Raw genomic sequence first — 19,711 nt, 5'->3', positions numbered from 1 at the left:
ACCGCTTGCTTAAATTAGGTTAATTCGGTTTCCATTTTCCTCGCCGTACCGATAACTTAAGCAGCCGATAGCTAAATGTCACGCCTTGCTATCCCACTACGTCTCTTTGACGCAACTCATTTGGTTCTGGCTATATCTTACTCACACAGATATCTGCCGAACCAAATGTGTATATTAGATTTAGATCACCTTTTTTCATTTTCGCATCCACTAATATTCCCTCCCAAAGCCCCATTCAACACTGAGTCATGCCAAAACCCAATACAAAAGTCGCTATGCAAAACATGATTAGCGTAATTAAACAGCGTATTCCATTTCATTTGGATGAAGCGCAAATGTGCCAGGGAGAATGTTTAGGTTGCTCAAAAAAAATGCTTGAAATGCTCGATGCAGAAATAAGCTACTGGCAGTATAGCGAATCCGATCCGAGTTTATTGGACTTAAAAAATCTCGAAAAAATGAGCCTTCGAACCTATAAGATCCTGAAACGCAATCGCCTAGTACCCTAAAAATATATGCGCGTTTTATTGCGCAGCCTTCTTAAATATCACTCGCAAATTTACGCCGGTAACGCGGCAGCATAGTGTCATTACCGAGCAACCCACCTTGGTGGATATACATCACAGGACTAGAGCCACAGCCTTGTAAATAATCCTCAAGCACAATAAACCCTAAGGGATCGTAGAGCAGCTCAAACTGTATCCCTGAGGCGCAGACCCGCTGCCACATGGCATAAAACTCAGCATAAAGTTTACCAAAGTGGTATTTCTTGCCCACATTCACTATCTGCGGGTGTTCACTTAAATCTGGATTCAGCATCGAAAACTGTTGCCTCAGATAGGCATCCCCGCCAACAACTGCACAGGTAACCACACGAATATCCGTCTGTTGCCGAATAAAATACTGATTTAAAAACAGCGCGGTAGTCCCCGTTCCCGAGGGTAAAAACACCTTTAAATCCGAGATATTATGCATTTTTGACCACTCGACTATCTCGTTTGCGAGTATGTTCACGCCATATTCGGCGTAACGGCAGCGTCCGCCTTCGGGGATAAAAAGTGCTGCGGGTTCATAGGGTAATACCTGCTGTTCGATATATTCTTGGCACCGAATAGCCGTATCCGGGTTAGATCTCCCCCCTAACCGACTCAAATCGATGATATTAGTACCATTCGCCACAGCTGCAGCATAATTTCCCGAAGGGTTGTTAAGGATATGACTAGCGATATGATCGACATAAAAATCACACTGCCAACCTTTGATGTTGGCAAGGGCCGAGAGCGAGTAAAGGGAGTTAGCCTGTGGTGAGCCATGACCAATCACTTTTTTAATGCCAGGAAATTCATGTGCTAAAAAATAGGCAAACTTACGAGCCTTATTACCACTAAAGGCCGGATGTAATAAATCATCACGTTTTAGAAAAATGTCACGGCCAGCAAAAAACATCTTTTCGACGGGGGTATTAGCAAACATAGGTGCACTCAAACAATAAACGCCTTGGTCTATCAAAGGTATGGGCTAGTGTAACGTCCCTTTATAAAACATGCCCTTAAGAAGTTAGCAATTTCACGACTTTTTGGTGAAGCTCACAATCAGCACTCAACAAAAACAAGACAATATTCTGATTATTAAGAATAAAATAACTGGCACAATTCTCGCAATATCAAATTAACGCTCGGTGATGGCAGAGATATTTCCCAAACCGTAGGCCAATAAAACAAGTCTGTAAGATAATAAGGAGTTTTCCATGGCGCTTTTACGCTTAGTATTCAATATTGCGTGGTTTGTCCTAGGAGGGTTTGTGATGGGGCTGGCTTGGTGGCTCGCCGGTATTTTGTGCTTTATTAGTATTATCGGTATTCCCTTTGGCCGCGCCTGTTTCGTGATTGGCGAAATGACCTTCTGGCCCTTCGGTCAAGAGCAAATGAATCGCCGCCATCTAACGGGACGTGAAGATTTAGGCACTGGCGCCTTTGGTATGATAGGCAACATCATTTGGTTCTTACTCTTTGGGATCTGGTTAGCCATAGGCCATTTAGCCCATGCCCTCGCCTGTTTTGTGACCATAATCGGTATCCCATTTGGGATCCAACATATTAAATTGGCACTGTTAAGCCTGACCCCAATAGGTCAAACCGTCGTAGCTAAAGCTTAACGACCAACGCAACTTAACGTGGATCGGCGCTATTCACACTCAACCTTGGATAGCGCCTTTTTATCCCACTCCAGCAACCCAGCCTCATCTTGCCTTCGATCTTCATCCAGTATGTGAACATTTTTGACGCTTGTTTCAGCCTGTAAAGTGGATTTTGGGATCTTAACCGACTGCGCCAATGCCAGCAGGTAATGTGCCAACTTAGCTGGCACATCGATGGCCGCATCATGGCCACAATAGGCCAATACAATTAATTCAGTTTGAAAATGCCTTGCCAAGGCACGACTGGACTCAATGCTCACGAGCGCATCACGGTCACCGCAAAGTACGCTAACCGGGACAAAAAGTGTGGCTGGGCATTGATATATCAATGCAGCCCAAAGCTGACGCCATGTGTTACTCAAACTGGGACAAGATACCCTACGCAACTGACTCCAATGGGCAATAAGCTGTCTATCATTGCAGTGACGAAAACTGGTCAAACGTACGATGCTCGATTCTATTGCATTTAAATCTTTGCCTTTTTTCCTCAAAAAAATAGCTTTAACTGCATGAATTGGATTAAATCTTTGATACCAAGGTGATAAATTAGCAGCGCTACTGTTCAGGATAAATACCTGTTTTATCTGCCATGGCCTTTGGCGAGCCATCTCCATTGCCAGCATTCCGCCCATGGATAAACCGAGCAGATAAAAGGGTTCAGCCTCACTGCAATGCTCGTCAATTTGCTGCCATACCGCCGCGGCATAGTCGGCGATATTCAACGGACTCGTAATATGTGTAAGGCGGCCATTTCCGGGGAGATCGGGCGTTAAGACTCTCAATCCCTTCTGCCGAAGACGCTGATCAAAGCCATGCCAATGGCGCTGATCTCGCATTAAGCCGCGTAATAACACCCAAGTCGTCATAACTTAGCCTCCCGATACCAAAAATGCTGTGCGCTCTGGGCCAATTCGGCTAAACGCTCAGATGATAATTGCTCTAATTCTTTAGCATAGGCCGCCTCCATTAAAAATTGCATCAGCACTGTGTGCCTGCGCAAAATCCTGTGGTGACGGTGGGTTTTCTGCGGATTAAAAAAACCTGCAAAATTAAAAATCTGCCTTGGGTTTTTCTTTATCCATGCCCAAGATCCCATTTCAAGTGTCAGGGGCAAAAAGGGCACTGCCGCATTCAACATCTCACCCTGATGCTGGCGATAGAGATAATCCCAAATATCGCCGTGGGTGCGATAAAATTGACTCTGTGGCGCTAATCGATAATGGCCGTGATGGGGATAACTCATTTCAAACAATTGCTTAAGGTGAAAGATAAAATGGGCATTTTCAAAGGCGGCGCGGGTATGGGCATAGGGAAACCAAATATGATCGGTCAAACCAAAACCCGAATGGGCATCTAAAGAAATCAGACTCGTACTGCGCTTGAGTAGCTGCTGTACATAGGCAACCACACCTGCGGTCTCAAGTTCCATACCACCAATGCCGCGAAACCATGGCAGACGGGGGGATAAACGCTGGCCCCCAACCATAAAAGACACTTTTTCAGCGGAGTCTATCGGGGCATTTCGCATCAAATCCACTTGATTGCCATTACCTCGAGTTCCCAGAAACAAACCAACAGGATTGACCACAGGGACAAAGGCGAGCCGAATTCCGCTCAACAGTTGCTGTAAATGTTTATCCCATACAAGGCGTTGCAACAAGCTGTTCAGCAGTGCCAATATCACCTGAGCACCAATACGCTCGACGCCGTGTACACCACCGACAAACAGTACAGTTGGACAAGGCTCGACCACCACCCCAAGTTCAACGCTATAAAGGGGGAAATGCTCATTTCGAAAGGGTATGTCGGCGAGGATTTGGTACTGCAACTTAAGATGATGAGTATCAATAAGTTGTTGCAGTGTATCTAACTCAAAGGGCAATTTATCCATATCATCCAGAATAATGAGATGAGCAATGACTCATACCGTTAAACTGATGCTAATGGCAAATTACGACAGCGGTATGACAGGAACTATTCAGTAACAACGTCATCATGGTAGAGCAGATCATTGGCTAAGGCTTCAACATCAATTTGTGCCAGCCCACGATCGACTATGTCCCGCCAACGACGGCCTTCATCATTGTTTCTAAAGGCAATATAAAGCTGTTTATTTGCAAGAAGCTGTCGATTAATTTGCAGCTTGTCAGCCAGTGGCTGCAGGGTTTTCTGTTTCAATAAATATTGCAGCACATTCACATCTATTACCGCCGCATCAACACGGCCTGCGGCCACCTTTTTAATATTAAGTTCGTCTGATGTGACGGCTTCTACGGGTTGGACACCCGATACAATCATGCTATCGAGCACATCAGTATTCACATAATCTTTCACAACACCTATGGGAAAGTGAAGAGTTATGACAAATTGTAGAACTCAAGCCGCCTATGCGGCTTGAAAGGGCATAATCAAGATAATCTCAGGTGGTAGAGTTATGCGTTAATATCTTGATGCAGTTCTTGGTACATAAGCTCACGCATTTTGAATTTTTGGATTTTACCTGTCACAGTCATAGGATACTGATCCACAAATTTGATATAGCGCGGCACCTTAAAGTAGGCAAACTTCTCGGTAAGAAAATGCCGAATATCCGCCTCTGAAATCGTCGCTCCCGAGCGAACTTTGATCCAAGCACAGACTTCTTCACCGTACTTATCACTTTGTACCCCAAAGACCGCCGCATCCTGCACATCTTTATGGGTGTAGAGCTTCTCTTCGATTTCACGGGGATAGATATTTTCACCACCGCGAATGATCATATCTTTAATCCGGCCAACAATTTGCACATAGCCTTGCTCATCCATTTGGCCAATATCGCCAGAATGCAGCCAACCCTCACTGTCAATGGTTGCCGCCGTTTTGTCAGGGTCATTCCAATAACACTGCATAATGCAATAACCGCGACTGCAAACTTCACCGGGTTGATTAATCGGCAACACTTCGCCAAATTCATCGACGATTTTGACTTCGGTATGGGGTAAAGCACGGCCAACGGTGAGCACACGTTTCTCTATTGGAGAATCAATTTCGGTAATATGATTGAGCGGACTACACTCCGTCTGCCCATAACCAATCAGCACCTCCTGCATATACATCAGGTTTTGTACCCGGCGCATCACCTCTTCTGGGCAAGTTGCCCCCGCCATCACGCCGGTTCGCAGCGAGCTTAAATCAAAACGCGCAAACTCCGGATGTTCAAGTTCGGCAATAAACATGGTTGGAACACCATGCAAAGCTGTGCAGCGCTCATTTTCAACAACTTGCAACGTTGTGAGCGGATCGAAGGACTCCCCAGGAAATATGGCCGCAGCGCCTTTCGCTAAACACACTAAATTGCCAAGCACCATGCCAAAACAATGGTATAAGGGGACCGGAATACAGAGTTTATCGTGACAGGTAAACTTCATCGCTTCTGCAACTAAATAACCATTATTCAAAATGTTATGGTGAGATAGGGTCGCACCTTTCGGGCTACCCGTGGTGCCAGAAGTAAACTGGATATTAATGGCATCGAAGGGACTTAATTCTTCACCAATACGCTCGAGGGTTGCTTTATCATCTGCGGTCACCTCGACGAGCAGGTCGTCAAAATTCAACATACCGGCGGATTTTTCAGCGCCCATACGGATCACAAATTCAAGCTCAGGTACGGCTTTGGCTTGTAATTTATCCGCGGGACAAACCGTTAACTCAGGTGCCAATTGGTATAACATCTCAAGATAATTGCTGGACTTAAACCTATCGGCACAAATCAGGGCGCGGCACCCCACATTGGTTAAGGCATACTGCAATTCTTCAGGGCGGTAAGCGGGGTTAATACACACCATAATGGCGCCAATTTTAGCGGTCGCATATTGGGTTAAGCACCATTCAATATTATTGGGCGACCAAATCCCCACTCTATCGCCGGGTTTGATCCCAAGTTTGAGCAATCCCGTCGCCAGAGAGTCGATTTGCGCAAGATACTGACGATAATTCCAGCGAACATTTTGATGATGAACCACTATAGCGAGCTGTTCGGGATAGGTTTTAGCAATATCATCCAGATATTGACCTATGGTTTTATCAACGAGTTCGGGTGTTGCTCCCCCCCGAAACTCGCTGTATTTGAGTGGGATGGGCTTGAGGGAATCGCTTGCTTGATGAGTTGAAACAGACATTTAGGCCTCCGTGCATTTATTATTATGGTTAGCGAGCTCCAAACTAACCAATCCACGGATTAGGTCACAAGTAAAAAAACGTCTTATTAGACTAAAGAATATGGCAAGCCATTCCCTATAGGTTTAACGACTAATAAATTCAAAATGTGTATCCGATTTAGATACATTCAAACTTTGGAGCCGTTCAACAATCGCCAGCAAAATACCTTGACGACGCATATTTTCTAACACACCGGGGCTAAAAACTTCTAAACGCGTCATGGCGGTCAACAGCAACTTGCATTGGGCAATGCTTGCATCGCGAATATAGGCGGGTTTGTCGACTAAGTAGCTGTTATTGTACCAGTAATCCCAGGTGAAATTCGCTAATAACCAGCCTTGGGTGGTCAAATCGTTGATGAATTCCAACATGCGATCATGGTGTAAACTCACATCACCTGCGGTGAGATCTTTGAGATATTTAGTGTACAAACCACAGTCAGACGTCATGGTTGAAGTTGTCGACATTGTTGAAGTTACCATATAGTGCACCCCACTGATTTGGATTATCAAAGAGCCAGTGAATACGTTCGAAATTGACGCTTTGCCTAATGCACTGAAAACTGCATAAGACATACCAAACATCATTGATGCCTACAGGTTAAGCCGCGCTATCTGAACAGCAACTTAATCAAATCAGCAATAGCCATAACAGGTGGTTAACTAGGGGACGAGGAAAGATTAAGTTAAACTGAAGGGCATTTAAGCGATTAACAGAAAGAGCAGTAAGGAAACAAGATGAACTATTGGCTAATGAAATCCGAGCCCGATGAATTCAGCATCGATGATCTTAAGGCTTGTCCGAACCAGACCGAAGCTTGGTTTGGCATTCGCAACTATCAGGCCCGTAATTTTATGCGTGACGCCATGAAAATTGGCGACAAAGTGTTTTTTTATCACTCAAGCTGCAAAGTCCCTGGAATTGTGGGGATTGCCGAAGTCGTGACACCGGCCTATCCCGACAGTAGCGCCTTTGATCCCGACTCAAAGTATTTTGACCCTAAGTCTGATCCCGCTAACCCAAGATGGCTAAGGGTCGACATTCGTTTTGTCGAAAAATTTAATGATATTATTCCCTTAAGTCTGATAAAAAGCCTGCCACAACTATCGGATATGTATTTGGTCTCTAAGGGAGCTCGGCTCAGTATTCAACCCGTCACGGCCGAACAATGGCAAGCGGTACTCATGTTGACCTGTCAATAAACCCGATGACATGGTACGTTCAGCTAAGGTTCATTTAGGCTAAACTATTGTCACTGTATCAACTAAACGCTTTTAGGAGCATAGATGAATAAATTAACCTTAGTGATTATCACAGGCCTCACATTCAGCCTAATGGCACCCATGTTAGCCTTTGCTAAACCTGACAATGATCAAGGTAAAAAAGACAAAGACTTACCACCAGGATTACAGAAAAAAGTTGAGCGAGGAGAGCCCCTACCACCAGGTTGGCAGAAAAAACTTCGCCGTGGCGATGTGCTTGACTATGACATCTATGATCGTGGCCGTATTGTCGTCCCTTTAGATAAAGATGGCAGGATCAGCATTCAAGTCGAAGATTCTATTATTAAATTAGATGAAAAAAGCCGTCAAATTCTCGATATAGTCAATATCATTACCCACTAATGATAGATAAATCTCACAGGGTGCACGCCCAATCGGCGTGTACCTTCATTTATCCTAAACCGACACCATTAAACTGCTCGGCCTTAGCAAATTCTTCTAAAATTAATTCAGTAAAGAGTTGCCCAGCACGCCCTAATGGCCGTTCTAACGTCGAGACTAACTGTGGAATAAAGGTGTAGCGGCTACCACCGACAAAATCAATTTCAACTAATTCCCCCTTAGCCAACTCTTCTTGTACTAAGAAATCCGGCAACCAACCAAAACCCAAGCCTTTTAATAAGGCGTTTTTCTTCATAATAAAACCAGAAAGATAAAACACTTTATCGCCGCCAAACTGCATTTCATCCCGATAACTTTTATTCGGTGACGAGTCTTCTATGGTCAATTCCACATGCTGCTGCAATTCAGGCAAACTAATGTCTTTAATGACCGCGAGGGGATGGGATGCACTCGCCACCAGAATACTGGTGATTGCGGGCAACGGCTGCGGATGATAGTAGGGGCCAGTACGATAGTCTTTCACTAGCATAAGGTCGGCATTATCCCGCTCGAATCTATGCTGTACGCCACCTAAAAACTCCATATTGAGTTGGATTTTTGTGGGGATCTGATGCTCCGCCATACGCTTAAGCGCCGTCATTATGGGCTCCATTGGCAGGGCACCATCTATGACTAATTCCAGCTTAGGCTCCCAACCTTCACTAAAGCGACTGGCTAAATGTTCAATATTTGCAAGATGTTGCAGTAATCTATGCCCCTCGGCCAAAATCACCCGCCCTTCTGGGGTCAACTCTGCGCGGTATTGTTCACGGCTAAAAAGCGATACGCCTAAGTGCTCCTCTAACTTTTTAACTTGATAACTCACCGCCGATTGCGCCTTGTGTAGCCGCTCCGCCGCCTTGGCAAAACTGCCCTCTTCCACCAGCACCTGCAGTACATTAAAGGCCTCAATATCGATGCGCATGCTGACTCCTTGGCGCTAATGAAAATGTCACGTAAACAATACGATTCGTAAAGATTAGAATACCATCTAATTTTTAGATTGAGATAACAGATTTATTATTCTTTTTTTTGTTCATCTAAGCAACTAAATTGATAACAAGATCACATAACAATAACGACAAGCGATGTAGGGCAACTCATACCATCGTTTAAATCGAGAATACTGCTGCTAAATCAAGGATCCACCATGCCATTTTATGTGAAACAAGGCCAAATACCCCAAAAGCGCCACATCGCATTTGAAAAGGAAAACGGCGAGCTATACCGCGAGGAGCTTTTCTCTACCCATGGTTTTTCCAATATTTATTCCAATAAGTATCACCACAATATGCCGACCAAGGCGTTAGAAGTCGCGCCCTACAGTCTAGGCCATGGTGCAAACTGGGAAGATTCACTCGTACAGAACTATAAACTCGACTCCCGCGAAGCCGACCGCGAAGGCAACTTCTTTAGCGCCCGTAACAAGATTTTTTATAACAATGATGTGGCCCTCTATACCGCTAAAGTGACCACAGATACCGCTGAGTTTTACCGTAACGCCTACGCCGATGAAGTAATTTTTGTCCATCAAGGCGAAGGCACACTCCTGAGCGAGTACGGCACAATTAGCGTCCAAAAGTGGGACTATCTTGTGATCCCACGCGGCACGACTTATCAACTTAAATTCAACGATTACAACAATGTGCGACTTTTCGTTATAGAGTCATTCTCTATGGTGGAAGTGCCTAAGCATTTTCGTAATGAATATGGTCAGTTATTAGAATCGGCACCTTATTGCGAGCGCGATTTGCGCATACCTACATTGCAAGATGCTGTGGTTGAACGCGGCGCCTTCCCCTTAGTGTGTAAGTTTGGCGATAAGTACCAACTCACCACACTCGAGTGGCATCCCTTTGATTTAGTGGGTTGGGATGGTTGTGTCTACCCTTGGGCATTCAATATCACCGAATACGCGCCAAAGGTGGGTAAAATTCATTTGCCCCCGTCGGATCACTTAGTCTTTACCGCCCATAACTTTGTGGTGTGTAACTTTGTGCCACGCCCATACGACTTCCATCCGAAATCGATTCCAGCGCCTTATTATCACAACAACATCGATAGCGACGAAGTCTTGTATTACGTCGATGGCGATTTTATGAGCCGCACAGGCATTGAAGCGGGTTACATGACCTTACATCAAAAAGGCGTTGCCCACGGGCCACAACCGGGCCGTACCGAAGCCTCTATCGGCAAAAAAGACACCTATGAATATGCAGTGATGGTGGACACCTTCGCCCCACTGAAATTAACCGAACATGTACAAAATTGCATGAGCAAAGACTACAACCGCTCTTGGCTAGAAGACTAGCCCTAAGTCACCAAGGCTCCCGCTGGAGCAATGAGAGTGATAGCGTGTTGCACCAATAAATAAGGAAAGGATCATGGCAAGCGAACTCAATCCACTGGGCTTATTAGGTATCGAATTCACCGAATTCGCCAGCCCCGATAGCGATTTTATGCATAAAGTCTTTATTGATTTTGGTTTTTCCCTGCTGAAAAAAGCCAAAAATAAAGACATTCTCTATTACAAACAAAATGATATTAACTTCCTGCTCAACACTGAGCGCGACGGATTTTCGGCTAAATTTGCCAAATCCCACGGTCCTGCCATTTGTTCTATGGGCTGGCGTGTCGAAGATGCGAGCTTTGCCTATCGGGTTGCCGTTGAGCGCGGTGCAAAACCCGCCGATGATGCCAACAAAGATCTGCCCTATCCCGCTATCTACGGCATTGGCGACAGCTTAATTTATTTTATCGACACCTTCGGTGCGGATAACAATATCTATGCCACTGATTTTGAAGATTTAGATGAGCAAATTATCACCCAAGAGAAAGGCTTTATTGAAGTCGATCACTTAACCAACAACGTCTACAAAGGCACAATGGAACATTGGGCCAACTTCTACAAAAATATCTTTGATTTTACCGAGGTACGCTATTTTGATATCAGCGGCGTACAAACCGCACTCGTGTCCTACGCCCTGCGCTCTCCCGATGGTAGTTTCTGTATCCCCATCAACGAAGGTAAAGGCAACGATAAAAACCAAATCGATGAATACCTCAAGGAATACAATGGCCCAGGTGTGCAGCACTTAGCCTTTAGAAGCCGCGATATTGTTAAATCTCTGGATGCGATGGAAGGCAGTTCAATCCAATGCCTAGATATTATTCCCGAGTACTACGACACCATTTTCGATAAGTTGCCGCAGGTGACTGAGGATCGTGAGCGCATCAAACATCACCAAATTTTGGTGGATGGCGATGAATCCGGTTATTTACTGCAGATCTTCACTAAAAACCTGTTCGGGCCTATTTTCATCGAAATTATTCAACGTAAGAATAACTTAGGTTTTGGTGAAGGCAACTTTACCGCCCTGTTCCAGTCGATTGAACGGGATCAAATGCGCCGCGGCGTACTGTAAAGCTCCCCAGATAACAAACGGTGCCATTGCGCACCGTTTTTTTATATGAGTAACTGACGGTGCAACAATGGTGATGAATGATCTGCGCACCTTGTTGTAACAGAATTTACCAATAAGGTAATGAACACCTTATCAACTCTCCATCTTAGACAGTGGAAACATAGCTGAACTGAAGTCACAGAATTTACACACTAAGTTACAGTTACTTGCCTAAACATAAGTTTCACGCATTGGCTAAATTCCCCATTTTCATTACACTAACGGCCCTCTAGTACAGACTCAAAACGAACCGAACCATGCCAGATTTTGCCCTACTCGCGGTGTTTATCCCGACTTTCTTCTTTGTTGCTATCACGCCGGGCATGTGTATGACCCTCGCCATGACGCTTGGGATGAGTATAGGCGTGCGTCGCACCCTGTGGATGATGCTCGGTGAACTGGTTGGAGTAGCATTAGTTGCCACCGCTGCCGTGATGGGTGTTGCCAGCATCATGCTTAACTATCCAGAAGTATTTCAAATCTTTAAATGGATTGGCGGCATTTATTTAGGCTATATCGGTGTGCAAATGTGGCGCGCGCGCGGCAAGATGGCCATTTTAAGCGATGACGACACTAACTCAAGAGTCAGTAATTTTACCTTGATCTCCCAAGGCTTTATCACTGCTATCGCTAACCCTAAGGGCTGGGCATTTATGGTGTCGCTGCTGCCCCCCTTTATCAATGCCGAGCGTGACGTTGCGCCGCAGCTACTCGCGCTGCTGAGCATTATCATGGTCACCGAGTTTACCTCTATGCTCGCCTACGCCAGCGGCGGTAAAAGCCTGCGACTCTTCCTAAGCCGTGGCGATAATATTCGTTGGCTAAATCGGATTGCAGGTAGCCTGATGATAGGCGTGGGCGTGTGGTTAGCCATTAGCTAAATCGGCCAGTTCCACCGCGCAATCGCACAATCTCCACCGCACAACCGCAGGCTAAATGCCCCGCGGTTAAATAGCTTGATAAGCGATCTAAAAACCCATTAGGTCGCTTTTTTATAGGGCAGAATATCTCGCATTTGCACTATATATTGCTGCATTTGCTCGGTTTCCTGCATGACAAAATCCGCAATTGCCGCCTTAAATCCCGAATGGGCGATGTTATGGTAGGAATACATCTCAACGGGCTCAAAGCCGCGCAGCACCTTATGTTCGCCCTGCGCGCCCGCATCAAACAATTGGAACGCATGTTCAATACAATATTGAATACCTTGGTAATAGCAGGCCTCAAAGTGTAAGCCGTCGAGTTCGACCGTCGTGCCCCAATAGCGACCGTATAAACATTTCTGCCCTTGAGTATTCTCGCCTTTGAGGTATAAGGCGCCAGCTATCATCTCGCCCTTTGCATCTTCTACCACTAACAGTAGGAGGTGCTCGGCTAATTGCGCCGCCAACTGTAGAAAAAATGCCGGGGTTAAGTAACCCCGATGGCCTGAACGCTTAAGATACGTTAATTGATAACATTGGATAAATGTTTGCCATTGCAAAGGGCTAATTTGTTCACCTTCAACAAAATGAAACTTAAGATTAAACGGCTGTAACTGCGCCCGCTCCTTCAAGATATTTTTACGCTTACGCGAGCTAAACCCCGCCAAAAAATCCTCAAAATCCCGATAACCCCGATTATGCCAATGGAACTGCGTGCCTAAGCGCCTTATAAGTGGCGCCAATACGCGCTCAAATAAGGGGGCTTGTGAGGGTGTCACAAATAAACTGTGCCATGAGGACAGCTGGATATCATCCCGCGCTCCCATTAGTTGGCTATCCAATGTCAGCAGCAAGAGTTCGGCTATGCGCATTTGCTCCACATTGGCTAATTCGGGCTGAATGCCCAGCCGCCGTCCCTGTACTGGGGTAAAAGGAATCGCATTTACCCATTTAGGATAATACTCCAAGCCATGGCGCTCATAGGCCTCAGCCCACGCCCAATCAAACACGTATTCACCGTAGGAGTGGGTCTTTTGGTATAGGGGCATCACAGCTAAAAGCGGCAAATCGATAAAATGCTTTGCGCCCTGCGAACTCAAGCTAATGCTACTGTCAATCACCTCTGCATTTTCAAGGCAAGTCATGCCACTGGCATCAAATACACACAGATGTTTAGGGAGCCAGCCCGTTGCGGCGCAGGCTGAGCCACTCTGTTCAAGCGCCAACAGAAACTCATAACGGCAGAAGGGGTTAGCCTTGCCCATTACGGCATTCCACCCATGGGATGCAATATCAGCGATTGAACTTGCAAAGGCCAAAATCAGCGGCGTCATCAGGTAAATTCTCATCCTTAGGGTGATAAGCAAACATATGAGGTTGCAATTAAGCCTAATTCTCGGCACATTGCATAGCCATAACAAAAATAAATTCAGGATTGAACATGCGTCCAACAAAGCAGCTTAAACCGCTTCTTCTTGCCATTGCGATGGCTTTACCACTGTTATCTTCCCCAACGCTTTATGCCGATGAACCTTCTATTTTCAGCCAGATGGCCACCGCACAACCCGTGTGGGCCAAGCATGGCATGGTTGCCAGCCAAGAAGCCCTCGCCAGTCGCACCGGCGTTGAGATCCTAAAGCAAGGTGGTAATGCCGTCGATGCGGCCGTAGCGGTCGCCTTCAGCTTAGCCGTCACTTTACCGCGGGCGGGCAATATTGGCGGTGGCGGCTTTATGTTGGTGCATATTGCCAAAGAAAATAAAACTATCGCCATCGATTACCGCGAAATGGCCCCATCAAAGGCAAAAAAAGAGATTTTCCTCGATGAAAATGGTGATGCAGTGCCTAAACTAAGCCGCGAGCACGGCCTTGCTGTCGGTGTACCTGGCACCGTAATGGGTATGAGTTTAGCCCTTGAAAAATATGGCACTATGACACTTGCCGAGGTCACAGCCCCCGCCATTAAAATGGCACAGGAAGGGATTAGCGTCACCCCCGATTTGGCGGTATCCCTTGCAGGCTTAAAACGCCGCATGAGTCAATGGCCAAGCACTGCAGCCATCTTCTATAAGGCCGACGGTAGCGACTTCCAAGTGGATGATATTTTAAAGCAGCCAGAACTCGCCCACTCCCTGCAACTCATCGCCGAGAAAGGCACCAAAGGATTCTACGAAGGTGAAACGGCGGCCAAACTCGTTAATGCGGTGCAGGAAGCAGGCGGCATTATGACCTTAGACGATCTTAAAAATTATAAGGTTGTCGAACGAGAACCCGTGCGCGGCCAATACCGTGGCTATGAGGTAGTCTCTATGCCGCCCCCTTCCTCGGGCGGTGTACATATCATTGAAATGCTCAATGTACTTCAGCAATTTCCCATCGATAAGTTCGGCCATAATACTGCTCAAACACTCCATTTGATGACGGAAACCATGAAGCAAGCCTATAGCGATCGCAGCGAATACTTAGGCGACCCCGACTTTTATAAGGTGCCCGTCAAAGCTTTAACGAGTAAGGACTACGCCCAAAAAATCGCCAGCAAAATCGCCATCAATAAAACAACGCCAAGCGAGGAGATCAAACCGGGTAAACTCGCACCCTATGAGAGCGATCAAACCACCCATTTCTCGGTGGTGGACAAGTGGGGCAATGCTGTATCAAACACTTATACCCTAAACTTCAGCTACGGCTCGGGATTAGTGGCAAAGGGGACGGGCATTTTACTCAATAACGAGATGGATGATTTCTCGGCCAAACCCGGCGTACCAAACGGCTACGGTTTAGTTGGCGGCGATGCCAACGCGGTTGAAGGCAATAAGCGCCCACTCAGCTCAATGAGCCCCACTATTGTGATGAAAGATGGCAAGCCCTTCCTCGTCACTGGCAGCCCAGGCGGCTCACGCATTATCACCACCACACTGCAAATCATTATGAACGTAATTGACCACGGCTTAAATATTGCCGAAGCCAGTAATGCGGCGCGGGTGCATCATCAATGGTTACCCGATGAGCTGCGGGTCGAATCTAGTCTTAACCGCGATACCATTTCCCTGCTCGAAGCCAAAGGCCACAAAGTGAAAGTACAGTCCGCTATGGGCAGCACACAATCAATCATGGTGACAGACCAAGGGATGTTTGGCGCTTCAGATCCTCGCCACTCGGGTAGCGAAGCCATCGGTTACTAATCATTGATTGGCATACAAGTGATATGTAATAAAGGCATGGAAGCAATGAATTGGAGATAAGGCCAAGCGCCCGGTTTGATTAAGAACATTTAAACTAAGTCGCGGATATCGATTATCTCTGCAAGGATCGGGCAAACCAACAAAGCAAAGTGGTTATTTTCAGCGAATGTTGAACCTTACACTCACTGACCACCTAGTTATGTGAATGCCGTGCCGTAATAGACACGGCATTCACAGCTCTAACTTACAGGAATGATTATTTAAAAGTTATAGCTTAGGTTTAACTCAATATTCCGTGGTTCACCGAAGAAACCTTGGTTGTAAAAATCAATGCTGGAGTAATATTTTTTATCAAATAAGTTATTGATATTTAGTTGAACTTTAGCATCGTCTGTCAGTTGATAGCTTGTCATCAGATTGACTAGATAATAGCTATCTTGCTCGGAACGCTCACCATTGGGACCTGCGTCATCTTTGTAAATTTTACTCTGCCAGCTTAAGTTACCACCGGCTGTCAGATCCGCGAGTGCACCATCAAAGTGATAAAGCGAGGATAAACGAATCAGATCCTTAGGTAAATGAGTGCTAAAGGCTGCCCCGTCTTGATCTTCCGATGTACTATGGGTATAGCTGAAAAACAGATCCCAATCTTCTACTGGTCTACCGTTCAACTCAACTTCATAACCTTGGTTACTGGTTCCGTCCACTCCACGCATTGGATAGCTACCATCTGGTAGAGGTGTGGGATAATTTGGGTCACGTTCTGCCACATTTTCCTTTTGCACTTTAAATACGGCAATACTGGCGGTCAGTTTCTCATCGAAGAAATCCCCTTTCGCACCCAGTTCTATATTATTTCCGGTCATGGGATCTAAGCGCTTATTATTCGCGTCTTTTGCATCCTGTGGCTGGAAAATTTCGGTATAACTGGTGTAAATCGAGATGCTATCGTTCAGGTTGTATATAAGGCCCGCGTAGGGCGTAAAAACATCGCTATTGTTGTAGTCAGCCGCCGCGTTTGATTCAAACTTATATTGGCTAATGCGGCCACCCAGTAACAACATCCATTGATCATGTAAATTAATTTGGGTCGCGAGATAGGCCCCTTTTTGAATTTCCTCACCTTCTTGATAGATTGGCGTCGACGGATAATTAGGTTCGGCAACTGAGCCATCCCATTCGAAGAAGTTACCAATACTTATGCTATTTAATGGGTAATAGGAATCTGCGGTTGTATCTTGCTTAGAATACAATAAACCAGCAGTCAATTTATGCTCGCGACCAAAGAGCTCAAATGGCCCTGAAGCAAATAGTCGCGCTGCATCTTGTTTACGGGTCGATTGATAGATCATCGCCGATGCCCCCATTCCTAACCCTGTCGTTTTATCCGGTGCGCCATAGAGATACAGCAAGTGTCCGTCCATCTCATCTTCACGATGTTCGACGTCAAATTTAAGGTCCCAATTATTATCAAAATCATGTTCAAGCGTGGCAAAGACATTCGCGCCATTACGTTGCCAACTCGACCAAGAGGCTGCGGTTGTGGTCGAGCGAGGTAGATCATTGGCCAAACTGCCATCCGCATAAAATAGAGGAAGACCACCCCAAGTTGAGCCTTTTGGATCACGGTCACTGTAATCAGCACCTAGGGTAAATAAGGTACTGTCACTGAGTTTTGCCGTGATCACGCCATAAACTTGGAGGTTTTCATCTTTGGCAAGATCAATATAACTATCTGATTTCTCATAGGCAGCGGCAAAACGAGCCTGCACAGCACCACTATCCGTCACATCAACAGAGGCATCGCCTTCAACGCGGTAGCTATCCCATGAACCGACTTTTGCGCTGACATAGCCGCCAGGTGTCGCTTTAGGACGTTTGCGGATAAGGTTAATTGCCGCCGATGGTTCGCCCGATCCTGTTAAGAGTCCTGTTGCTCCACGGACAACTTCAACGCGGTCAAATAATATAGTGTCAGTTGAGGCGTCATTAAAGAAACTCGAATAGTTAACGGGCACACCATCAAACTGGAAATTAGTAATGGGATTACCGCGAGAGCTAAAGAAATAGCGGTTGGTCTCAGCTTTTTGAGCATAAATGCCAGGGGTTAAAAACATTAAGTCTGCGACACTATTGAGTGAGAAACTTTGAATAAACTCTTGATCGATAATGGTAACGGATTGCGGAGTTTCCCGCAGAGTTAAAGGTAACCCTGTTGCCGTTGCGGCCTTATCTAAACGACTTCCCTTGATACTAATGACCTCAATATTAGTAGCGGACTTGTCTTCACTTGCGTAGGTGCTTGGTACGAATAAAAAACTCGCAATGAGTGTAGCTAACAGCGTTTTTTGCATCATGATTCCCCATCATTGTTGTTTGAGAGATGCATTTTAATTGAAAATAATTATCAATACACAAAAATTGATAACAATTCTCATTACCTTTACACTCTGGAATTCGTAAAATGCTGGGAACATCACATGCTGAAGGCGGGCCTCAATGTTGGTTTATATTGCATGGCTAGCTAGATCTTATTCGATACCCTCTGTTTTACGGGCATTTAGGATTCACTCAGCAATAGATGAAACTCACCTATTGCTTACCGCCATGCGTTCAATCCTTATGAATAAGATTGACTTAGCATTCACTCACTCTATATTATCCAGCTCTAACATATGAATTAAAAAGGAATTTATTGTGTCAATGTTATTGCTGATTTTGCAGTTGCTCTTCGCTAGCATGATGTTTTTCGGCATATTGAGTTATTCACTCGGTCGCAAAAAAACGACAAATCCTAAACTCACAGGGATGCTAGGCGCGATACTGGGATTATTCCCGTTATTGGGCGTTATTTTTTTGATTGTCTTAGTACTAAAAGCTGATATCACAACCCCGAGCATCCCCCAGGAATAGCCACAAGCTCTAGTTAATACTGTTAACTATTCAGGATTTATTCCAACAGTTAATTTAGAGCGAAAATATTATCGCAGTGAGTTGTTTCGCCAGAAGAACTCTTCAAGAGACAGTTGGATTTGTGTTGGTTTCAACTGTCATTTCGGATGTCGATATAAAAGAAGATACTGACTCGCTTTGGGACAGATGTGCGTTAGATTTAATGCACTAAAGGTGAGTAATAGCATTATCAAAGTTATGGCAACCTGATTAGATTCGTTGGCTGATATCCACTAACGCAGGCTTGCCATGGTGTTCACTCACCGACACGCAGCAAGTCCATCCGTGGATGCTCGACCGCCCCGTCCATGGGGCGGACGGTCGTCTCGCTAATCACCATGGCTAGCCTATTTGGCATTTGCGTAGTCTGTAGGTTTTAAAGAAGATATGTGACTCGTTTTGGGACAAAAGCGTGTCAGAACCTCGGCTGCGTCAGGCGAATTTCGGATAAAAATTTCTATGGGTTAACGCCCGCAACAAACGCGAGCAACTTGTTGCGAGTCGAGCCGCAAAGCGGCGTTTTGATGGCGTTTGTTATGCATTTTTCAATAGCCTTTCTGCCAGCGCTTTGGGTAAACACCTTTAAAAGAGATATTTATAAACTCGTCTTTACTAATGAGTCCATTTTGGTACTTAATTCCGTAGTAAATGAAAGCTGATAAAACACAAAATATGTACAAACAGAGAATAAGCGTTAAGAGGCAGCTTGCGAACATAAAAACAACTATCGTTTGATCATACTGCCGGATAGGGACATCAGTGGCTATACCAAAGAACGATGAAATATATTGGAAAAGGTAAAATGCTAATACTCCACCCAGTATGCAACCGAAACCGCCAACTCTCGCTGATTCAGCGTAGAAATGAGGTTGTAAGTTTAACTGACTTTTAATTGCCCGAATCACTATGTGATTACCTCAAAATGCATAACGCTCGCCTAAACGGCGAGCAACTTGTTGCGAGTCCAGCGGCCGTAGGCCGTAGGCCGCGATGTTTAAGGCGATTGTTGAACGAAGCCGCTTTGCGGCAGGAACAAGATAAAGATAAAGCCATCCTTTTCCCCTCATCCTAAATACTTGCTAGACGCGACCTGCTTCGGTCGCAATCCTAGGAGTATCATCATGGACATT

General features: G+C 45.5%; 18 protein-coding genes. 9 read left to right on the top strand and 9 right to left on the bottom strand.

Annotated elements, in window-relative coordinates:
- Nucleotides 1-248: 248 nt before the first annotated feature.
- Entirely contained in the window at nt 249-509 is a 261-nt protein-coding gene (locus MJO46_RS00090; protein WP_253987572.1) for a hypothetical protein, read from the top strand.
- Nucleotides 510-540: 31 nt separating this feature from the next.
- Here MJO46_RS00090 and MJO46_RS00085 read toward each other — a convergent pair whose 3' ends face one another.
- Nucleotides 541-1,473 carry a pyridoxal-phosphate dependent enzyme gene (locus MJO46_RS00085; RefSeq protein ID WP_253987602.1) on the bottom strand — a complete coding sequence of 311 codons (933 nt, stop codon included), beginning with the start codon at nt 1,471-1,473 and terminating at the stop codon, nt 541-543.
- 274 nt (nt 1,474-1,747) lie between these two features.
- Between MJO46_RS00085 and MJO46_RS00080 the strand changes: the two genes are divergently transcribed.
- Nucleotides 1,748-2,155, top strand: a complete 408-nt coding sequence (locus tag MJO46_RS00080) for a YccF domain-containing protein (protein WP_198783127.1) — start codon at nt 1,748-1,750, stop codon at nt 2,153-2,155.
- 29 nt (nt 2,156-2,184) lie between these two features.
- Here the strand turns inward: MJO46_RS00080 and MJO46_RS00075 are convergent, their stop codons facing one another.
- From MJO46_RS00075 to MJO46_RS00055, 5 genes are all read right to left on the bottom strand, one after another.
- Nucleotides 2,185-3,063: an alpha/beta fold hydrolase gene (locus MJO46_RS00075; protein ID WP_253987571.1), complete on the bottom strand. Its 879-nt coding sequence runs from the start codon at nt 3,061-3,063 to the stop codon at nt 2,185-2,187.
- Entirely contained in the window at nt 3,060-4,088 is a 1,029-nt protein-coding gene (locus MJO46_RS00070; RefSeq protein WP_253987570.1) for a M14 family zinc carboxypeptidase, read from the bottom strand. The genes MJO46_RS00075 and MJO46_RS00070 overlap by 4 nt, the downstream gene beginning before the upstream one ends.
- An 83-nt stretch (nt 4,089-4,171) precedes the next feature.
- Nucleotides 4,172-4,531 carry a transporter substrate-binding domain-containing protein gene (locus tag MJO46_RS00065; protein ID WP_253987569.1) on the bottom strand — a complete coding sequence of 120 codons (360 nt, stop codon included), beginning with the start codon at nt 4,529-4,531 and terminating at the stop codon, nt 4,172-4,174.
- A 98-nt stretch (nt 4,532-4,629) separates the two neighbouring features.
- Nucleotides 4,630-6,357, bottom strand: a complete 1,728-nt coding sequence (locus MJO46_RS00060; RefSeq protein WP_253987568.1) for an AMP-binding protein — start codon at nt 6,355-6,357, stop codon at nt 4,630-4,632.
- Between the two features lie 123 nt (nt 6,358-6,480).
- Complete coding sequence (locus MJO46_RS00055) at nt 6,481-6,879, bottom strand: DUF6508 domain-containing protein (protein ID WP_233095580.1); 399 nt, start codon at nt 6,877-6,879, stop codon at nt 6,481-6,483.
- A gap of 255 nt (nt 6,880-7,134) precedes the next feature.
- On the opposite strand from MJO46_RS00055, the gene MJO46_RS00050 reads away from it, so the two are divergent.
- Nucleotides 7,135-7,599 carry an EVE domain-containing protein gene (locus MJO46_RS00050; RefSeq protein WP_253987567.1) on the top strand — a complete coding sequence of 155 codons (465 nt, stop codon included), beginning with the start codon at nt 7,135-7,137 and terminating at the stop codon, nt 7,597-7,599.
- Nucleotides 7,600-7,683: 84 nt separating this feature from the next.
- On the top strand, nt 7,684-8,022 hold the full coding sequence (locus MJO46_RS00045) for a hypothetical protein (RefSeq protein WP_253987566.1): 339 nt from the start codon (nt 7,684-7,686) through the stop codon (nt 8,020-8,022).
- Nucleotides 8,023-8,071: 49 nt separating this feature from the next.
- On the opposite strand, the gene MJO46_RS00040 is transcribed toward MJO46_RS00045, so the two are convergent.
- Nucleotides 8,072-8,986: a LysR family transcriptional regulator gene (locus MJO46_RS00040; RefSeq protein WP_253987565.1), complete on the bottom strand. Its 915-nt coding sequence runs from the start codon at nt 8,984-8,986 to the stop codon at nt 8,072-8,074.
- 225 nt (nt 8,987-9,211) lie between these two features.
- Between MJO46_RS00040 and MJO46_RS00035 the strand changes: the two genes are divergently transcribed.
- The 3 genes from MJO46_RS00035 (at nt 9,212) to MJO46_RS00025 (ending at nt 12,406) form a co-directional block, all read left to right on the top strand.
- Nucleotides 9,212-10,372, top strand: coding sequence for a homogentisate 1,2-dioxygenase (locus MJO46_RS00035; protein WP_253987564.1), 1,161 nt, complete (start codon nt 9,212-9,214; stop codon nt 10,370-10,372).
- 73 nt (nt 10,373-10,445) lie between these two features.
- The gene (gene hppD, locus MJO46_RS00030; RefSeq protein WP_253987563.1) at nt 10,446-11,486 is read left to right on the top strand and encodes a 4-hydroxyphenylpyruvate dioxygenase; all 1,041 of its coding nucleotides are present in this window, start codon (nt 10,446-10,448) and stop codon (nt 11,484-11,486) included.
- A 296-nt stretch (nt 11,487-11,782) separates the two neighbouring features.
- The gene (locus MJO46_RS00025) at nt 11,783-12,406 is read left to right on the top strand and encodes a LysE family translocator (protein WP_253987562.1); all 624 of its coding nucleotides are present in this window, start codon (nt 11,783-11,785) and stop codon (nt 12,404-12,406) included.
- A gap of 98 nt (nt 12,407-12,504) precedes the next feature.
- On the opposite strand, the gene MJO46_RS00020 is transcribed toward MJO46_RS00025, so the two are convergent.
- On the bottom strand, nt 12,505-13,782 hold the full coding sequence (locus tag MJO46_RS00020) for a GNAT family N-acetyltransferase (protein WP_253987561.1): 1,278 nt from the start codon (nt 13,780-13,782) through the stop codon (nt 12,505-12,507).
- A 107-nt stretch (nt 13,783-13,889) separates the two neighbouring features.
- Here MJO46_RS00020 and ggt point away from each other — a divergent pair, with 107 nt between their 5' ends.
- Nucleotides 13,890-15,629 carry a gamma-glutamyltransferase gene (ggt, locus tag MJO46_RS00015; RefSeq protein WP_253987560.1) on the top strand — a complete coding sequence of 580 codons (1,740 nt, stop codon included), beginning with the start codon at nt 13,890-13,892 and terminating at the stop codon, nt 15,627-15,629.
- A 260-nt stretch (nt 15,630-15,889) separates the two neighbouring features.
- Here the strand turns inward: ggt and MJO46_RS00010 are convergent, their stop codons facing one another.
- Nucleotides 15,890-17,983, bottom strand: coding sequence for a TonB-dependent siderophore receptor (locus MJO46_RS00010; RefSeq protein WP_367880905.1), 2,094 nt, complete (start codon nt 17,981-17,983; stop codon nt 15,890-15,892).
- A gap of 343 nt (nt 17,984-18,326) precedes the next feature.
- Here MJO46_RS00010 and MJO46_RS00005 point away from each other — a divergent pair, with 343 nt between their 5' ends.
- Nucleotides 18,327-18,542, top strand: coding sequence for a hypothetical protein (locus tag MJO46_RS00005; protein WP_253987558.1), 216 nt, complete (start codon nt 18,327-18,329; stop codon nt 18,540-18,542).
- Nucleotides 18,543-19,711 lie beyond the last annotated feature (1,169 nt).

The organism is Shewanella sp. KJ2020 (genome assembly GCF_024197625.1).
GTDB lineage: Bacteria > Pseudomonadota > Gammaproteobacteria > Enterobacterales > Shewanellaceae > Shewanella.
This window is presented reverse-complemented; position numbering and strand designations above follow the sequence as displayed.

Bases quoted from the DNA above. Each gene is read 5' to 3' on its own strand.
- MJO46_RS00060 (WP_253987568.1), bottom strand. From the start codon at position 6,357: ATGTCTGTTTCAACTCATCAAGCAAGCGATTCCCTCAAGCCCATCCCA.
- MJO46_RS00025 (WP_253987562.1), top strand. From the start codon at position 11,783: ATGCCAGATTTTGCCCTACTCGCGGTGTTTATCCCGACTTTCTTCTTT.
- MJO46_RS00040 (WP_253987565.1), bottom strand. From the start codon at position 8,986: ATGCGCATCGATATTGAGGCCTTTAATGTACTGCAGGTGCTGGTGGAA.
- MJO46_RS00050 (WP_253987567.1), top strand. From the start codon at position 7,135: ATGAACTATTGGCTAATGAAATCCGAGCCCGATGAATTCAGCATCGAT.
- MJO46_RS00080 (WP_198783127.1), top strand. From the start codon at position 1,748: ATGGCGCTTTTACGCTTAGTATTCAATATTGCGTGGTTTGTCCTAGGA.
- MJO46_RS00035 (WP_253987564.1), top strand. From the start codon at position 9,212: ATGCCATTTTATGTGAAACAAGGCCAAATACCCCAAAAGCGCCACATC.
- MJO46_RS00010 (WP_367880905.1), bottom strand. From the start codon at position 17,983: ATGCAAAAAACGCTGTTAGCTACACTCATTGCGAGTTTTTTATTCGTA.
- MJO46_RS00085 (WP_253987602.1), bottom strand. From the start codon at position 1,473: ATGTTTGCTAATACCCCCGTCGAAAAGATGTTTTTTGCTGGCCGTGAC.
- MJO46_RS00090 (WP_253987572.1), top strand. From the start codon at position 249: ATGCCAAAACCCAATACAAAAGTCGCTATGCAAAACATGATTAGCGTA.
- MJO46_RS00075 (WP_253987571.1), bottom strand. From the start codon at position 3,063: ATGACGACTTGGGTGTTATTACGCGGCTTAATGCGAGATCAGCGCCAT.
- MJO46_RS00070 (WP_253987570.1), bottom strand. From the start codon at position 4,088: ATGGATAAATTGCCCTTTGAGTTAGATACACTGCAACAACTTATTGAT.
- MJO46_RS00045 (WP_253987566.1), top strand. From the start codon at position 7,684: ATGAATAAATTAACCTTAGTGATTATCACAGGCCTCACATTCAGCCTA.
- hppD (WP_253987563.1), top strand. From the start codon at position 10,446: ATGGCAAGCGAACTCAATCCACTGGGCTTATTAGGTATCGAATTCACC.
- MJO46_RS00055 (WP_233095580.1), bottom strand. From the start codon at position 6,879: ATGGTAACTTCAACAATGTCGACAACTTCAACCATGACGTCTGACTGT.
- MJO46_RS00020 (WP_253987561.1), bottom strand. From the start codon at position 13,782: ATGACGCCGCTGATTTTGGCCTTTGCAAGTTCAATCGCTGATATTGCA.
- ggt (WP_253987560.1), top strand. From the start codon at position 13,890: ATGCGTCCAACAAAGCAGCTTAAACCGCTTCTTCTTGCCATTGCGATG.